We start from the raw sequence: 13,805 nt of genomic DNA, 5'->3' as shown, positions 1-13,805 counted from the left end.
AAGAGTCAAAAAAATAGAACGAGGTGTAGAAAATGGATCATTTAACAGAAAAAATGCTGTCTTCTGAAAAGCTATTTGGAGGCAGAGTGATTGATTTGTACTTAGAAGAAGTAGAGCTTCCAAACGGAAAAACGAGTACAAGAGAAGTAGTTAAGCACCCTGGAGCCGTAGCTGTCATTGCGTTAACAAGCGACCACAAAATGGTTATGGTCAAACAGTATCGCAGGCCGATGGATCGTATTTTAGTCGAAATTCCAGCCGGCAAGCTAGAAAAAGGAGAAGAGCCGATTGTGACGGCAAAACGTGAGTTAGAAGAAGAAACGGGCTATACGACAGATTCGCTTAGCCATATTATTTCTTTTTATACATCACCAGGTTTTGCGGATGAGTTGGTGCACCTTTATTTAGCGGAAGATTTAAAAGTGATGACCACCAAAGCGGAATTAGACGAAGATGAATTTGTTGAAGTGATGGAAGTTACGGTAGATGAGGCCCTTACTCTTATTCAAAACAAGGAAATTTATGATGCAAAAACAGCCTATGCTGTGCAGTACTTACAGTTAAAAAGCGGGTTAGGAGAGTAAGAGAGTTTTTTCTTTTACATACGAACGGCAATCTAGCAATTAGAGGTTTACATTGAAACGTCATTTGGTGTGAGAAAAAACAGGCATGCGTGTATCTCTAACTAAAAAAATGTGTGACAACCATATTTTAGTTAAAGGAACATCCGAACGATGAATAGAGATTCTTGATAGGGAATCAAATTCGTTCGGATTTTTTTAAGGTGATGGTGAATGTAGATTTCATTATGTTTCATCCTCTTTTTTATTTGATAGATTCAAAAGATTCTTGGCATAGTTTTTGTACTCTATCATACACTCTATTAAGCGATTAATAGGAGGAAGACGATGAGAAAAAAACAATTGCCATTATCGTATGCAAGACATTTTCAAGAAAACAGTTCTATTTATTTGTTTGTGACCGTGCTGTTTTTAATGGGAATCATTTTTGGGGCTATTGTTGTAAATAGTTTAACGCTTGATCAAAAAGAAGACCTGTACTTCTATTTAAACCGGTTTTTCGGACAGGTAAAGAGCGGAGAAGTAGCAAGCAGCGTTGAAATGTTTCAGCAAAGTTTTTTTCATAATGTTAAATACTTGGGGCTCATTTGGATATTAGGAATCGCCATTATTGGTTTGCCTGTAGTGTTAATTTTGCTGTTTTTAAAAGGAATGGTGATTGGTTTTACCGTAGGCTTTTTAGTCAATCAAATGGGACTCTCTGGGTTTGCGCTATCTTTTGTATCTGTTATGCCGCAAAATATCTTTCTCATACCGGCATTTCTGATCTTGTCTGCAGCTTCAGTTGCCTTTTCTTTGAAGCTTGTGCGGCAGCAGTTTTTTAAAAAAGCAGCGGAGCCTATTTCCGCCTCATTTTTACGCTACAGCGGAACCATGATTGCTATGATATGTTTGGTTGCCTGTGCAGCTACAATTGAAGCTTACGTATCACCTACTTTAATGAAAAGTGTAATGGCTCTATTAAATAAATAAGAATAAGTATTAAGTAAAAAGAATTCTTTTTTCTTATTAATAATAACTTTATTTTGACACCCTCGACACATCTGATATAATGGATTAGTGAATGGCGAGGGAGGGAATAATTATGGAAAGTCGAATTGAGCGAATTAAGCAGCAGTTGCACTCAGCTAGCTATAAATTGACACCTCAACGTGAGGCGACTGTAAGAGTACTTCTTGAACATGAAGAGGATCATTTAAGTGCCGAAGATGTATATCTCCTCGTCAAGGAAAAGTCTCCGGAAATTGGATTGGCAACTGTTTATCGTACGTTAGAATTGTTAACTGAACTTAAAATTGTTGATAAAATAAACTTTGGCGATGGCGTTTCTCGCTACGATTTAAGACAAGAAGGAGCCGCACACTTTCATCATCACCTTGTGTGTATGGAATGTGGATCTGTGGACGAAATTCAAGAAGATTTGCTTGAAGACGTTGAAGAAATTGTGGAAAAGCAATGGAATTTTAAAATTAAAGATCACCGCTTGACATTTCATGGCATTTGCCATCGCTGTCAGGATAAAGAAGGCAAGCAGTAAAAGCCTTTTCCCTAATGGAGAAGGTTTTTTGTTGTACATAAATAAAAAAATAACGAGTTTATAAGCTACATGGTTTTATAGAAAGAAAGGAAATGAGCAGGAGAGAACTCAGTGTATAAAGGCAAGAAACATGTATAAAACCTGTCCCAATTGGCATATCTTCTAATAGAATCAAAAATTGGAGGAATTGTTTCATGAAATCATGGGCTGAAATGGTATATAATACATGTAAAGTATTTATCTTATTTACCGGGTTTACTCTTTTGTTTTATTTTGGAATGATATGGGTATCTCAAGAGTATCAAAATTATAAACGTTATGATGAGCCGTCGGGTTCAGCAGTTAAGGTCATGCAAGCAAGTGTGAACAAAGATCAGACGTGGCTAGAGCGTTTATTTATGTTTTATCAAAACGGGGAGTAGAGGCTATTGAATGATCAAATTCAAGATTTTATTCATTATTTAGTAGTAGAGCGGGGACTAGCGAAAAATACAATTGATTCGTATGAACGAGATTTAAAAAAGTATGCTCAATATTTAGAGCATGTAGAGCAGCTCAAATCATTTAATGAAGTAACAAGACTCCACATCGTTAATTTTCTGAAATATTTAAGTGATCAGCAAAAGTCATCTAAAACGATTGCGAGACATGTGGCTTCAACTAGATCTTTTCATCAATTCTTACTAAGAGAAAAAGCAGCGGATACAGATCCATCTGTTCATATTGATACCCCGCAGCTTGAGCGCAAGCTTCCAAAAGTGCTAAATGCAGAAGAAGTAGAGGCGCTGTTAAATGTGTTTGATACTTCGACGCCTTTTGGCATACGAGACAAAGCGATGCTTGAGTTGCTTTATGCTACTGGAATTCGTGTGTCTGAACTCGTTAACTTAAATATTGATGATGCACATTTGACGATGGGATTTATTCGTTGTATCGGAAAAGGAAATAAAGAAAGAATTGTCCCCATCGGAAGGTTGGCAACGGAGGCTATCGAAGAGTATTTACAGCATAGCCGGAGTGTTTTAACAAAGCAAAAGGAACAGGACAAAGCACTCTTTGTTAATCATCACGGAAGGCGTTTAACAAGGCAGGGGTTTTGGAAAATATTAAAAAAGTTAGCTTCTGAAGCAAAAATTGAAAAAGAATTAACTCCACATACGTTACGGCATTCGTTTGCTACTCATTTGTTAGAGAACGGCGCGGACTTGAGAGCCGTTCAAGAAATGCTGGGGCATGCGGATATTTCGACCACTCAAATTTATACACATGTTACAAAAGCACGTTTAAAAGATGTATACAATCAGTTTCATCCGCGAGCGTAGGAAGATTCCAATGTCCAATGAGTTCATAGACATTGGTTTTTTTGATTGAAAACACTTTCATTCATGTGTACAAAAAAATAAAAAGCGTCTATACTAATAGAGAGGTCAGACTTCTGACCAATAAGAGAAGATGGTTAAATTATTTCCAAACGGGAATTTTATAGAGAATAAATAAATTGATATTTGGAGGGAATAAAATGGCGCATACATATAAACGCGTATTTTTAATTGTCATGGATTCAGTGGGTATCGGTGAATCACCGGATGCTGAAAAATACAATGATAAAGGTGCGGATACGTTTGGTCATATTGCAGAGCACTGCAACGGTCTTCGTATGCCTAATATGGCTAAGCTTGGCCTAAGCAATATCCGTGAAATTAAAGGAATCGATAAAGCCGAAAAACCGTTGGCTTACTATACAAAAATGCAGGAAGCTTCTGCAGGAAAAGATACAATGACAGGTCATTGGGAAATTATGGGTCTTAATATTGATACGCCTTTTAATGTATTTCCAGATGGATTTCCAGAAGAACTGATTTCACAATTAGAAGAAAAAACAGGTCGAAAAATCATTGGGAACAAACCAGCGTCTGGTACAGAAATTTTGGATGAGCTAGGAAAACAGCATATGGAAACAGGTGACTTAATCGTCTATACATCAGCAGATTCTGTTTTGCAAATTGCTGCTCATGAAGAAATTGTTCCAATTGATGAATTGTACAAAATTTGTGAGATTGCTCGTGAATTAACGCTTGATGATCCATATATGATTGGACGTGTTATCGCTCGCCCGTTTTTAGGTGAACCAGGTAACTTTACACGTACATCCAATCGTCATGACTATGCATTAAAGCCTTTTGGACGTACAGTAATGAATGAATTAAAAGACAATGACATCGATGTTATTGCTATCGGTAAAATTTCTGATATTTACGACGGAGAAGGGGTAACAAAATCTCTTCGTACCAAATCGAATATGGACGGCATGGATAAGCTAGTTGATACATTAAACATGGACTTCACAGGCTTAAGCTTCTTAAATTTAGTTGATTTTGATGCTCTCTATGGTCATCGCCGCGATCCACAAGGATATGGGCAAGCACTTGAAGAATATGATGCACGCTTAGAAGAAGTATTTGATTTATTAAAAGAAGATGATTTATTGATTATTACAGCGGATCATGGAAATGACCCTGTTCATCATGGGACAGACCATACGCGTGAATACGTGCCGCTTCTTGTGTACAATAAAGGCATGCAAGAAGGAAAAGAACTTTCTATTCGTCAAACGTTTGCGGATATTGGCGCAACGGTAGCAGAAAATTTTGGCGTAGCAATGCCTAAGCATGGAAAAAGTTTTTTAAAAGAGTTGAATTAAGCAGGGGGAATGGAGTATGAAAAAAGAATATATTGAAAAAGCAGCAGCATATATTAAAAATCAATCAGCTGTTACACCAACAATTGGGCTTATTTTAGGCTCTGGACTAGGGGTATTAGCTGACGAAATTGAAGGCGCGGTAAAAATTCCGTATAACGACATTCCTGAGTTCCCGGTTTCAACAGTTGAAGGTCATGCAGGTCAATTAGTAATAGGTACTATTTATGACGTACCGGTTGTAGCTATGCAAGGACGTTTTCACTTTTATGAAGGGTACGCTCTTGATAAAGTAACATTTCCAGTGCGCGTAATGAAAGAAATCGGTGTAGAAACGTTGATTGTAACGAATGCAGCGGGCGGAGTAAACGAATCCTTTAATCCAGGAGACTTAATGATTATTTCTGATCATATTAATAATTTTGGAACCAATCCTTTGATTGGACCTAATGACTCTGATTTCGGAGTAAGATTCCCGGATATGTCAACTGCTTACTGCAAGGATCTTCGTCAATTAGCGAAGAAGGTAGGAGCTGATTTAAATATCGCCTTACAAGAAGGTGTATATGTAGGAAATACAGGTCCAACATATGAAACGCCTGCTGAAGTGCGTATGCTTCGCATTATCGGGGGAGACGCGGTCGGTATGTCTACAGTGCCAGAAGTTATTGTGGCACGCCATGCAGGTATGAAAGTGCTAGGTATTTCTTGTATTTCTAATATGGCAGCTGGTATTTTAGATCAGCCGTTAAATCATGAAGAAGTAATTGAAACGACTGAAAAAGTAAAACAGCAGTTTTTATCGCTTGTAAAAGAAGTAGTAAAGCAGCTTCCAGCTTATCAAAAATAAGAAGAAAATATGACTTCAAGCATCGAGAATTTCTCGATGCTTTTTTTATTTCCCTTAGTATAAATCGATTATACCTTGGAAAAAATAGGTTGTATAAAGAATGGAGGTTTGTGGAGATGAAGCGAACTATTGTAAAGTTACTCGTTGTCATATTTTTATTTCCACTTATGACGCAACCTGTTTTAGCCGCAGAAAAAAAGAATTCCGAGCTTGCTGACAGTGCTAGGTCAGCTATTTTAATTGAACGGGATACAGGAAAAATTCTATACGAAAAAAATAGTAATCAAGAACTTCCCCCTGCCAGTATGACTAAAATTATGACAATGATTTTAATTATGGAGGCTTTGGATAAAGGGAAAATTACCTTAAAAGATAAAGTGCGGGCAAGTGAATATGCCGCTTCAATGGGAGGCTCACAAATCTTTTTAGAGCCCGGAGAAGAAATGACGGTAAATGATTTGCTAAAAGGGATTGCGATAGGTTCCGGTAACGATGCTTCTATGGCAATGGCTGAATATTTAGCTGGATCAGAAGAAAAATTTGTAGCAAAGATGAACCAAAAAGCCAAAGAGCTTGGTTTGACTCATACAAAATTTCAAAATCCGACAGGCCTGCCTGTAGAAAATCACTATAGTACAGCTCATGATATGGCCATGATGGGCAGAGAGCTGCTAAAGTATGAAAAAATTATTAACTATACAAGTAAATACGAAGCTTATTTGCGCACGGATACAGATAAGAAGTTTTGGTTAGTAAATACAAATCGCTTAGTAAAGTTTTATCCCGGCGTTGATGGACTCAAAACCGGATTTACAGGTCAAGCTAAGTATTGCCTAACAGCTACCGCTAAAAAGGGAAATATGCGCGTGTTAGCGGTTGTATTCGGTGCAAGCACGCCAAAAGATCGCAATAATCAAGTAACCAAAATGTTAGACTACGCATTCAGTCAATATACAACGAAGCCTTTATACAAAAAAGGAGACGTTATTACCAAGATAGATGTAAACAAGGGGAGCGAAGATCAGGTAACAGCTGTTACGTCCGAGCCTATTTCTGTTTTATTGAAAAAAGGAAATGCAGCCAAAGACGTTAAAACAGAAGTGAAAATGAACGAGAAGCTAAATGCGCCTATTCAAAAAGGCGACAAAATTGGAACGTTGACCATTAAGAAGGATAACAAAGTAGTTAGTTCTTCACCGCTTCTTGCAAAAGAAGATATCGATGCTGCTTCTTGGTGGAAGATATTCAAACGTACATTCTCTATTTTCTCTCAAACATCTTAAACAGCTAAATGTGACGAAATAGAACTAGTTTTGTCGGTGAGAAGGATTCTATTCTGTCGGCAGCGAAAGACTGACTATAAGATTTCCGAGGAGGTTTGTATAGTGAGTCTTTCGATTGAATTGGAATTCAAACAAGATGTCTTGTTGGTTCGATTAACAGGAGAATTAGATCATCATACGGCAGAAGAGCTAAGAAGCAAAATCACCGAAGCGATAGAGAAGGAATCTATCAGCCATTTGATTTTAAATTTACAGCATTTAACCTTTATGGACAGCTCTGGCTTGGGGGTTATTTTAGGGAGATACAAACAGGTTCATAATAACGGCGGGGAAATGGTTGTATGCGCTATTTCTCCTGCCATAGAACGTTTGTTTAATATGTCAGGCTTATTTAAAATTATTCGTTTTGAACCTAATGAAGAAAACGCGCTTCAAAAATTGGGGGTGGCATAATGAAAAATCAAATGAACCTCCAATTTTCCGCGCTTAGTCAAAATGAATCGTTTGCTCGCGTCACGGTAGCATCATTTATTACGCAGTTAGATCCAACAATGGATGAGTTAACAGAAATTAAAACAGTCGTATCTGAAGCAGTAACAAATGCTATTATTCACGGCTACGAAAGCAATCCGGATGGTGTGGTATATATTTCTGTGACGCTTCATGAAGACGGTGTAGTCGAGCTGATGATTCGTGATGAAGGAATTGGTATCGATAACGTGGATGAAGCCAAGCAGCCTTTATACACAACGAAACCAGATCTAGAACGTTCTGGAATGGGTTTCACCATAATGGAAAACTTTATGGACGAAATTCGAGTGGAGTCTACTGTATTAGAAGGTACGACCTTATATTTAAAAAAGCACTTAACAAATAGTAAAGCGCTATGTAATTAAGGAGACTTGCCAATGGATGTGGAGGTCAAAAAAAATAAAAACGAACCGTATTTAAAGGATCATGAAGTTAAAGACCTCATCAAGCGCAGTCAGCAAGGTGATCAAATTGCACGAGATACAATCGTCCAAAAAAATATGCGGCTCGTTTGGTCGGTTGTTCAACGTTTTATTAACCGTGGTTATGAGCCCGATGATTTATTTCAAATTGGATGCATAGGGCTATTAAAGTCCGTTGATAAATTTGACTTATCGTATGATGTTAAATTTTCAACATATGCTGTTCCAATGATTATTGGTGAAATTCAGCGATTTATTCGTGATGATGGCACGGTAAAGGTTAGTCGTTCTCTGAAAGAAATGAGCAATAAAATACGTAAGGCAAAAGACGAGCTTTCCAAATTACTTGGACGCGTCCCTACAGTCGCTGAGGTTGCAGAACATTTGGATCTCACTCCTGAAGAAGTAGTGCTAGCTCAAGAAGCTAATCGTGCTCCTTCATCTATTCACGAGACCGTCTATGAAAATGATGGAGATCCAATTACCCTTCTTGACCAAATTGCTGATCATACGGAAGCGAAGTGGTTTGATAAAATTGCCTTAAAAGAAGCAATTGAAGAACTTGATGAGCGTGAAAAGCTCATTGTCTATTTGAGGTATTACAAAGATCAAACTCAGTCCGAAGTGGCCGCAAGGCTGGGAATTTCTCAAGTTCAGGTATCGAGGCTTGAGAAGAAAATCTTAAAACAAATGAAGCTGCATATGAATGATACGTAATACTTAAGAAGCAATCCGTTTTGCTATTCAAACAAGAATAGTGAAACGGATTGCTTTTTTCATTTGGTAATTAATGGTCTGTTCAGAAACGTGAATTAGAAAATTTAAGAAAATCCATACTACACGTACAGGGAGATAATGAATCGTAAGGTGTGATATGAATGGAAAACGTTCTTTATCTTAAAATGAGGCATCGTATTCAAGTAAAACCTGATCAGGCTGTAAATATTGGACAATTAGCAATGGTTATAGCAGGAGATTCTGTTCAAAAGCAAATTGAAAAGCTAGTTGTATATCAAGTCAGTATGAGTGATCGAAATATTATCATTGTTGATTTAATGAAGGTAATTCAAAAAGTTGCCTCTCAGTATCCGCATTTAGACATTCAGACGATTGGACCCGCTCAAACGATTGTAGAGGTCGTGTATAAAAAGAAACAATATTCCTTTTTGTTTTTTCTAGCTGTTTGGTTTCTTCTCTTCATCGGAGCTGCTTTAGCAATTATGAACTTTCACGAAGATGTGAGTATGAGACAAGTACATCAAAAATTGTTCTATATGCTGACCGGTCTGAGAGATAAGCAGCCTTTGCTGATTCAAGTGCCTTACTCTATCGGTTTAGGCCTGGGAATGATTCTGTTTTTTAACCATGTCTTTAGAAAACGAATTAATGAAGAGCCTAGTCCTCTCGAAGTCGAAATGTTTAATTACCAGCAAGACTTAGATCAATACGTCATTATGCACGAGAATAAAGAAAGTATGAAAAAAATTGATGATCATTAACATTGTGATGACCATTGTAATTGGACTTGCGGGAGGACTGGCTGCAGGTGCTGGGTTTGTAGCATTTTTAACGGTGCTGGGCATTATTCCGCGTTTGATGCAGCTGACCAAAACCATGAAATATATTCAAGCATATGAATGGGGAGTGGTGGGTGGTGCTGTTACAGGCGGGTGGTGCAGTCTTCATCAATACACGTGGCAGTTTCCTGCGGTGCTTATTATGATCATAGGTCTAACGAGCGGTATTTTTATTGGGATGCTGGCAGCAGCGTTAACAGAAGTGCTTAATGTATTGCCGACGTTAACGAAACGGATAGGAATGGAAGGCAAGCTTATTTTATTGTTAATGGCCATTGTACTAGGCAAAGTATGCGGATCATTATTTCATTGGATTTATTTTGTTAATCAATAAGAAAAGGATGTATGTAACATGGCAAATAATCAAAAATTAAAAGATAACTATCAAGAAAGCATTAAACCATTTCAGCCTAAACCTTCATATGTGGCAAATTGCCTAAAAGCCTTTTTGGTAGGGGGAATCATTTGTACATTAGGACAGGTAATTCAAAATTTCTATATTGCATTTTTTGACTTTAATGAAAAAAATGCAGGTAATCCTACCGTTGCAACCCTTATTTTAATATCTGCTCTCTTAACTGGGTTTGGGATATATGATCGTATTGGTCAATTCGCAGGTGCAGGTTCAGCCGTCCCTGTTACGGGTTTTGCCAATTCCATGACGAGTGCAGCGCTCGAACATCGAAGTGAAGGGATTGTTCTCGGGGTTGCGACGAATATGTTCAAGCTAGCTGGAAACGTAATCGTATTTGGAACGGTTTCCGCTTATATTGTAGGAATCATTCGATACCTTTTTAAAACTTATTTGCTATGAAAAGAGGGGGATTATGAGAAAAACTGGAAAGCAAACGTGGGTTTATGAAAATCCTATTTACATTAATGCTACAGGAACAGCAGTAGGACCAAAAGAAGCAGATGGACCGTTAGGAGAAACATTTGATATTACACATAAAGATTTGCACTGTGAAGAAGACAACTGGGAGTTAGCTGAAAGAAGGCTGATGACGGAATCTATTGATTCCTGTTTGCAAAAAGTAAATTTATCATATGAAGACGTTGATTTGTTTTTGGCTGGAGATTTATTAAATCAAAACGTAACGGCTAATTTTGTAGCCCGACATAACCAAATTCCATTTCTATGCATGTTTGGCGCTTGCTCCACATCAATGGAAACGCTCGCAACGGGAGCAGCTCTTGTAGATGCAGGGTTTGCTAATCGTGTTATTGCATCAGCGAGCAGTCATAACGCAACGGCTGAGCGCCAATTTCGAAATCCTACCGAGTACGGAGGACAAAAACCAGATACAGCAACGGCAACCATTACGGGAGCAGGGGCAGCGCTGGTCTCGAAAGAAAAAGGTATTGTCCGTCTCACGTCTGCAACGATTGGTCGGGTAATGGATTACGGGATTAAAAATGCAAACGACATGGGTTCTGCTATGGCACCAGCTGCTGCAGATACCATTCAAAGACATTTGGAAGACTTAAACGTTGCTCCAAGCGAGTATGATCTTATTTTAACAGGAGATTTATCTGGTGTAGGAAGTCCAATCTTAAAACAGCTGCTCAAGGACGAAGGCTACGATATATCAACCAATCATAATGATTGCGGATTAATGGTATATCGCCCTGATCAAAATGTATTTGCAGGAGGAAGCGGCTGCGGCTGCTCGGCTATTGTCACGTATGGGCATATTTTAAATGAATTAAAATCAGGAAACTTAAAGAAAGTGTTTATGGTGGCAACAGGAGCTCTTTTAAGTCCAACGATGATTCAGCAAAAAGAGTCAATTCCAACAATTGCTCATGGCGTCGTCTTAGAACATATTGGGGAGGGGGATGATCAATGGAGTATGTAATAGCTTTTGCTGTAGGAGGAATCATTTGCGTTATTGGGCAGCTGCTGCTTGATTTTGCTAAGCTTACTCCAGCGCATGTTATGAGTTCGTTTGTAGTTGCAGGAGCGATTTTAGATGGATTTGGTCTTTATGATAAGTTAATTGAATTTGCTGGCGCCGGAGCGACGGTTCCAATTACAAGCTTTGGTCATTCTTTGCTGCACGGAGCGATGAAGCAAGCGGATGACCATGGATTTATCGGGATTGGGATTGGGATTTTTGAACTTACCTCGGCTGGAATTTCAGCAGCTATTTTATTTGCTTTTATTATCGCGTTAATCTTTAAACCGAAAGGATAAAAGATTATGAAAAAAAGAAGGATCATTATTGTAACGGATGGCGATGAATATGCTCGCAAAGCAATTGAGCATGTAGCTAAATCGGTTGGTGGCAGATGCATTTCGAGGTCATATGGAAACCCTACTACGTTAACAGGCAGTCAAACGGTAGAGCTAATCCTTCAAGCACCATATGATCCCGTCTTTGTGATGTTCGACGATAGCGGTTTCTTAGAGGAAGGACCGGGAGAGATCGCTTTGCTGCACGTAGCAAAGCATCCTCAAGTAGAAGTTCTTGGAGTGATTGCCGTGGCATCACGTACTCATCAAAGCGAATGGACAAGAGTGGATGTAACCATCGATCGTTTTGGAGAAATATCGCATTACGGCGTGGATAAAAGCGGAATTCAAGAGTTAGAAGTCGGACGAATTAATGGAGATACAGTTTACTGCTTGGATCAGCTCGATATTCCCTTAGTTGTAGGAATAGGGGATATCGGCAAAATGGCTAGGATGGATGATGTTAAACTGGGATGTCCTATTACAGAAAAAGCGGCACGACTTATTTTAGAAAGGAGCGGTTCGTTTGGGTAAGCCAGCAGAGCAGAAAACAGCTATTTTTTCAAAAGTGCAAAAAAACGATCAGTGGTTCAAAGAAAACGCTAGTATGAATACAAGCTTTGATGTGGGCGTGCGTAAACTACTTATTCTGGATCGAGAAGTTCATGTTTACTATGTAACAGGACTGTGCGATAGTTCATTTATTATTGAAATTACAAAAGTGCTCGTTCAAATTAATGATAATGAAGTTGAACGAGCGAAGCTAAAGGATATTGTTGAAAACCGTCTTATTCATCAGCAAGTAAAGCCTTTAAAAACGCTGGATGATGGAATGGTTTCTGTTTTATCAGGACTGTTATTCGTTTTAATTGACGGTGAAGAAGTTGGCTTTGAAGTCGATGTGCGTACGTATCCCGGCAGATCGCCTGAAGAAGCGGATACAGAGAAAGTGATTCGCGGAGCAAGAGATGGATACACTGAAAACATCATTATCAATACAGCGTTAACGAGAAGACGAATCCGTGACGGAAGATTTCGTTTTGAAATTATGAAGGTAGGCGAACGTTCGAAACTGGACGTAGCGATTGGGTACATAAAGGGGGTAGCTGATCCAGGACTGGTTAAACTGATAAAAGATGAACTGGAAGCTATCGATGTAGATGGTTTGCCTATGGCTGACAAATCCATTGAAGAGTTTTTAGTCAAACAAGGAATTAATCCTTTTCCAATGGTACGCTATACAGAACGTCCGGACACAGCAGCAGCTCATGTACTAGAGGGGCATGTCATTATTATTACCGATACATCACCAAGCGTTATTATTACACCAACTACGCTGTTTCATCACGTGCAGCATGCAGAAGAATACAGGCAGTCTCCTTCTGTAGGTACCTTTATACGCTGGATACGGTTTTTAGGAATTCTTGCGTCTCTTTTCTTATTACCGCTATGGCTGTTATTTGTACTTGAGCCAGATCTGCTGCCGGCAAAATTGCAATTTATTGGGCCAAACGAAGCAACAAATATTCCGACAGTTATCCAGATTTTCTTAGCCGATCTAGGGGTTGAGTTCCTGAGGATGGCCGCCATTCATACGCCGACACCGCTTGCTACTGCTATGGGTTTAATTGCTGCAGCACTCATTGGACAGATTGCCATTGATGTAGGATTGTTTGTTCCGGAAGTTATTCTTTATGTAGCTATTGCGTCCATTGGTTCTTTTTCAACGCCAAGCTATGAGTTAGCAGTAGCAAATAAAATGCTGCGATTGTTTCTGTTAATTTTTGTGGCGGCCTTTCATACTCCAGGGTTTCTTATTGCAACAACGTGTATCATTCTCTATATGGCGCGATTAAAATCATTGAATACGCCTTATTTGTGGCCGTTTCTTCCATTCAACCCGCAGGCTTTATGGCAGATTATTATTCGTACACCGGTTCCTGGAGCAAATCCGCGACCTAGTATTGTGCATCCGCAGGATAAAGACCGCCAGCCTGCAAAACCTTAAACAAAATAGGTGGTTGAAACCTGTATGAAGATGTGATAGATTTGTTTTAAATATGGAAAATAATAAATATTTAGACAGTTAG

Annotated in this window: 18 protein-coding genes; all 18 read left to right on the top strand. The window is 38.7% G+C overall.

The annotated features are described in order from the left end of the window. The first annotated feature begins 32 nt into the window (after positions 1-32). Positions 33-584: an NUDIX hydrolase gene (locus ACFX4G_RS01720; RefSeq protein WP_013059084.1), complete on the top strand. Its 552-nt coding sequence runs from the start codon at positions 33-35 to the stop codon at positions 582-584. A 324-nt stretch (positions 585-908) separates the two neighbouring features. Continuing rightward, positions 909-1,553, top strand: coding sequence for a stage II sporulation protein M (gene spoIIM / locus ACFX4G_RS01715; protein WP_013084941.1), 645 nt, complete (start codon positions 909-911; stop codon positions 1,551-1,553). Between the two features lie 112 nt (positions 1,554-1,665). Further along, entirely contained in the window at positions 1,666-2,118 is a 453-nt protein-coding gene (fur, locus tag ACFX4G_RS01710; protein WP_377572694.1) for a ferric iron uptake transcriptional regulator, read from the top strand. Between the two features lie 194 nt (positions 2,119-2,312). Next, positions 2,313-2,540 (top strand): YqzK family protein, encoded by a 228-nt coding sequence (locus tag ACFX4G_RS01705; protein WP_013059081.1) that lies wholly within the window; start codon positions 2,313-2,315, stop codon positions 2,538-2,540. Between the two features lie 6 nt (positions 2,541-2,546). Continuing rightward, positions 2,547-3,440: a site-specific tyrosine recombinase XerD gene (gene xerD, locus ACFX4G_RS01700; RefSeq protein WP_013059080.1), complete on the top strand. Its 894-nt coding sequence runs from the start codon at positions 2,547-2,549 to the stop codon at positions 3,438-3,440. A 197-nt stretch (positions 3,441-3,637) separates the two neighbouring features. Continuing rightward, positions 3,638-4,819 (top strand): phosphopentomutase, encoded by a 1,182-nt coding sequence (deoB, locus tag ACFX4G_RS01695; protein ID WP_013084939.1) that lies wholly within the window; start codon positions 3,638-3,640, stop codon positions 4,817-4,819. Positions 4,820-4,835: 16 nt separating this feature from the next. Further along, positions 4,836-5,666, top strand: coding sequence for a purine-nucleoside phosphorylase (locus ACFX4G_RS01690; protein ID WP_097824565.1), 831 nt, complete (start codon positions 4,836-4,838; stop codon positions 5,664-5,666). A 116-nt stretch (positions 5,667-5,782) separates the two neighbouring features. Then, positions 5,783-6,949: a D-alanyl-D-alanine carboxypeptidase family protein gene (locus tag ACFX4G_RS01685; protein WP_028410701.1), complete on the top strand. Its 1,167-nt coding sequence runs from the start codon at positions 5,783-5,785 to the stop codon at positions 6,947-6,949. Between the two features lie 102 nt (positions 6,950-7,051). Beyond that, the gene (gene spoIIAA, locus ACFX4G_RS01680) at positions 7,052-7,402 is read left to right on the top strand and encodes an anti-sigma F factor antagonist (protein ID WP_013059076.1); all 351 of its coding nucleotides are present in this window, start codon (positions 7,052-7,054) and stop codon (positions 7,400-7,402) included. Then, positions 7,402-7,845, top strand: coding sequence for an anti-sigma F factor (gene spoIIAB / locus ACFX4G_RS01675; RefSeq protein ID WP_013084935.1), 444 nt, complete (start codon positions 7,402-7,404; stop codon positions 7,843-7,845). Before spoIIAA ends, spoIIAB begins: the two co-directional genes overlap by 1 nt. Before the next feature lie 12 nt (positions 7,846-7,857). Then, positions 7,858-8,619: an RNA polymerase sporulation sigma factor SigF gene (gene sigF / locus ACFX4G_RS01670; RefSeq protein ID WP_013059074.1), complete on the top strand. Its 762-nt coding sequence runs from the start codon at positions 7,858-7,860 to the stop codon at positions 8,617-8,619. 161 nt (positions 8,620-8,780) lie between these two features. Continuing rightward, complete coding sequence (locus ACFX4G_RS01665) at positions 8,781-9,401, top strand: stage V sporulation protein AA (RefSeq protein WP_097824564.1); 621 nt, start codon at positions 8,781-8,783, stop codon at positions 9,399-9,401. Then, on the top strand, positions 9,391-9,813 hold the full coding sequence (locus ACFX4G_RS01660) for a stage V sporulation protein AB (protein ID WP_014458301.1): 423 nt from the start codon (positions 9,391-9,393) through the stop codon (positions 9,811-9,813). Before ACFX4G_RS01665 ends, ACFX4G_RS01660 begins: the two co-directional genes overlap by 11 nt. 18 nt (positions 9,814-9,831) lie before the next feature. Continuing rightward, positions 9,832-10,293, top strand: coding sequence for a stage V sporulation protein AC (gene spoVAC, locus ACFX4G_RS01655; RefSeq protein WP_097824563.1), 462 nt, complete (start codon positions 9,832-9,834; stop codon positions 10,291-10,293). A 13-nt stretch (positions 10,294-10,306) separates the two neighbouring features. Further along, positions 10,307-11,338 (top strand): stage V sporulation protein AD, encoded by a 1,032-nt coding sequence (spoVAD, locus tag ACFX4G_RS01650; protein WP_097824562.1) that lies wholly within the window; start codon positions 10,307-10,309, stop codon positions 11,336-11,338. Next, positions 11,326-11,676 carry a stage V sporulation protein AE gene (gene spoVAE, locus ACFX4G_RS01645; RefSeq protein ID WP_025750441.1) on the top strand — a complete coding sequence of 117 codons (351 nt, stop codon included), beginning with the start codon at positions 11,326-11,328 and terminating at the stop codon, positions 11,674-11,676. The genes spoVAD and spoVAE overlap by 13 nt, the downstream gene beginning before the upstream one ends. 6 nt (positions 11,677-11,682) lie before the next feature. Then, a complete protein-coding gene (gene spoVAEA, locus ACFX4G_RS01640; RefSeq protein ID WP_097824561.1) occupies positions 11,683-12,249 on the top strand; it encodes a stage V sporulation protein SpoVABEA in 567 nt (188 codons plus the stop codon). Next, positions 12,242-13,723, top strand: a complete 1,482-nt coding sequence (locus tag ACFX4G_RS01635) for a spore germination protein (RefSeq protein WP_097824560.1) — start codon at positions 12,242-12,244, stop codon at positions 13,721-13,723. The genes spoVAEA and ACFX4G_RS01635 overlap by 8 nt, the downstream gene beginning before the upstream one ends. The last annotated feature ends 82 nt before the right edge of the window (positions 13,724-13,805 follow it).

It is taken from the genome of Priestia sp. YIM B13486, assembly GCF_042787865.1.
In the GTDB taxonomy this organism is placed as follows: Bacteria; Bacillota; Bacilli; order Bacillales; family Bacillaceae_H; genus Priestia; species Priestia megaterium.
The sequence above is the reverse complement of the archived record's forward strand: the minus strand, read 5'-3'. Positions and strand labels throughout refer to the sequence as shown.

Bases quoted from the DNA above. Each gene is read 5' to 3' on its own strand.
- ACFX4G_RS01705 (WP_013059081.1), top strand. From the start codon at position 2,313: ATGAAATCATGGGCTGAAATGGTATATAATACATGTAAAGTATTTATC.
- ACFX4G_RS01690 (WP_097824565.1), top strand. From the start codon at position 4,836: ATGAAAAAAGAATATATTGAAAAAGCAGCAGCATATATTAAAAATCAA.
- spoIIM (WP_013084941.1), top strand. From the start codon at position 909: ATGAGAAAAAAACAATTGCCATTATCGTATGCAAGACATTTTCAAGAA.
- sigF (WP_013059074.1), top strand. From the start codon at position 7,858: ATGGATGTGGAGGTCAAAAAAAATAAAAACGAACCGTATTTAAAGGAT.
- ACFX4G_RS01660 (WP_014458301.1), top strand. From the start codon at position 9,391: ATGATCATTAACATTGTGATGACCATTGTAATTGGACTTGCGGGAGGA.
- spoVAE (WP_025750441.1), top strand. From the start codon at position 11,326: ATGGAGTATGTAATAGCTTTTGCTGTAGGAGGAATCATTTGCGTTATT.
- ACFX4G_RS01720 (WP_013059084.1), top strand. From the start codon at position 33: ATGGATCATTTAACAGAAAAAATGCTGTCTTCTGAAAAGCTATTTGGA.
- spoIIAB (WP_013084935.1), top strand. From the start codon at position 7,402: ATGAAAAATCAAATGAACCTCCAATTTTCCGCGCTTAGTCAAAATGAA.
- ACFX4G_RS01665 (WP_097824564.1), top strand. From the start codon at position 8,781: ATGGAAAACGTTCTTTATCTTAAAATGAGGCATCGTATTCAAGTAAAA.
- spoVAEA (WP_097824561.1), top strand. From the start codon at position 11,683: ATGAAAAAAAGAAGGATCATTATTGTAACGGATGGCGATGAATATGCT.
- fur (WP_377572694.1), top strand. From the start codon at position 1,666: ATGGAAAGTCGAATTGAGCGAATTAAGCAGCAGTTGCACTCAGCTAGC.
- deoB (WP_013084939.1), top strand. From the start codon at position 3,638: ATGGCGCATACATATAAACGCGTATTTTTAATTGTCATGGATTCAGTG.
- ACFX4G_RS01685 (WP_028410701.1), top strand. From the start codon at position 5,783: ATGAAGCGAACTATTGTAAAGTTACTCGTTGTCATATTTTTATTTCCA.
- spoVAC (WP_097824563.1), top strand. From the start codon at position 9,832: ATGGCAAATAATCAAAAATTAAAAGATAACTATCAAGAAAGCATTAAA.
- spoVAD (WP_097824562.1), top strand. From the start codon at position 10,307: ATGAGAAAAACTGGAAAGCAAACGTGGGTTTATGAAAATCCTATTTAC.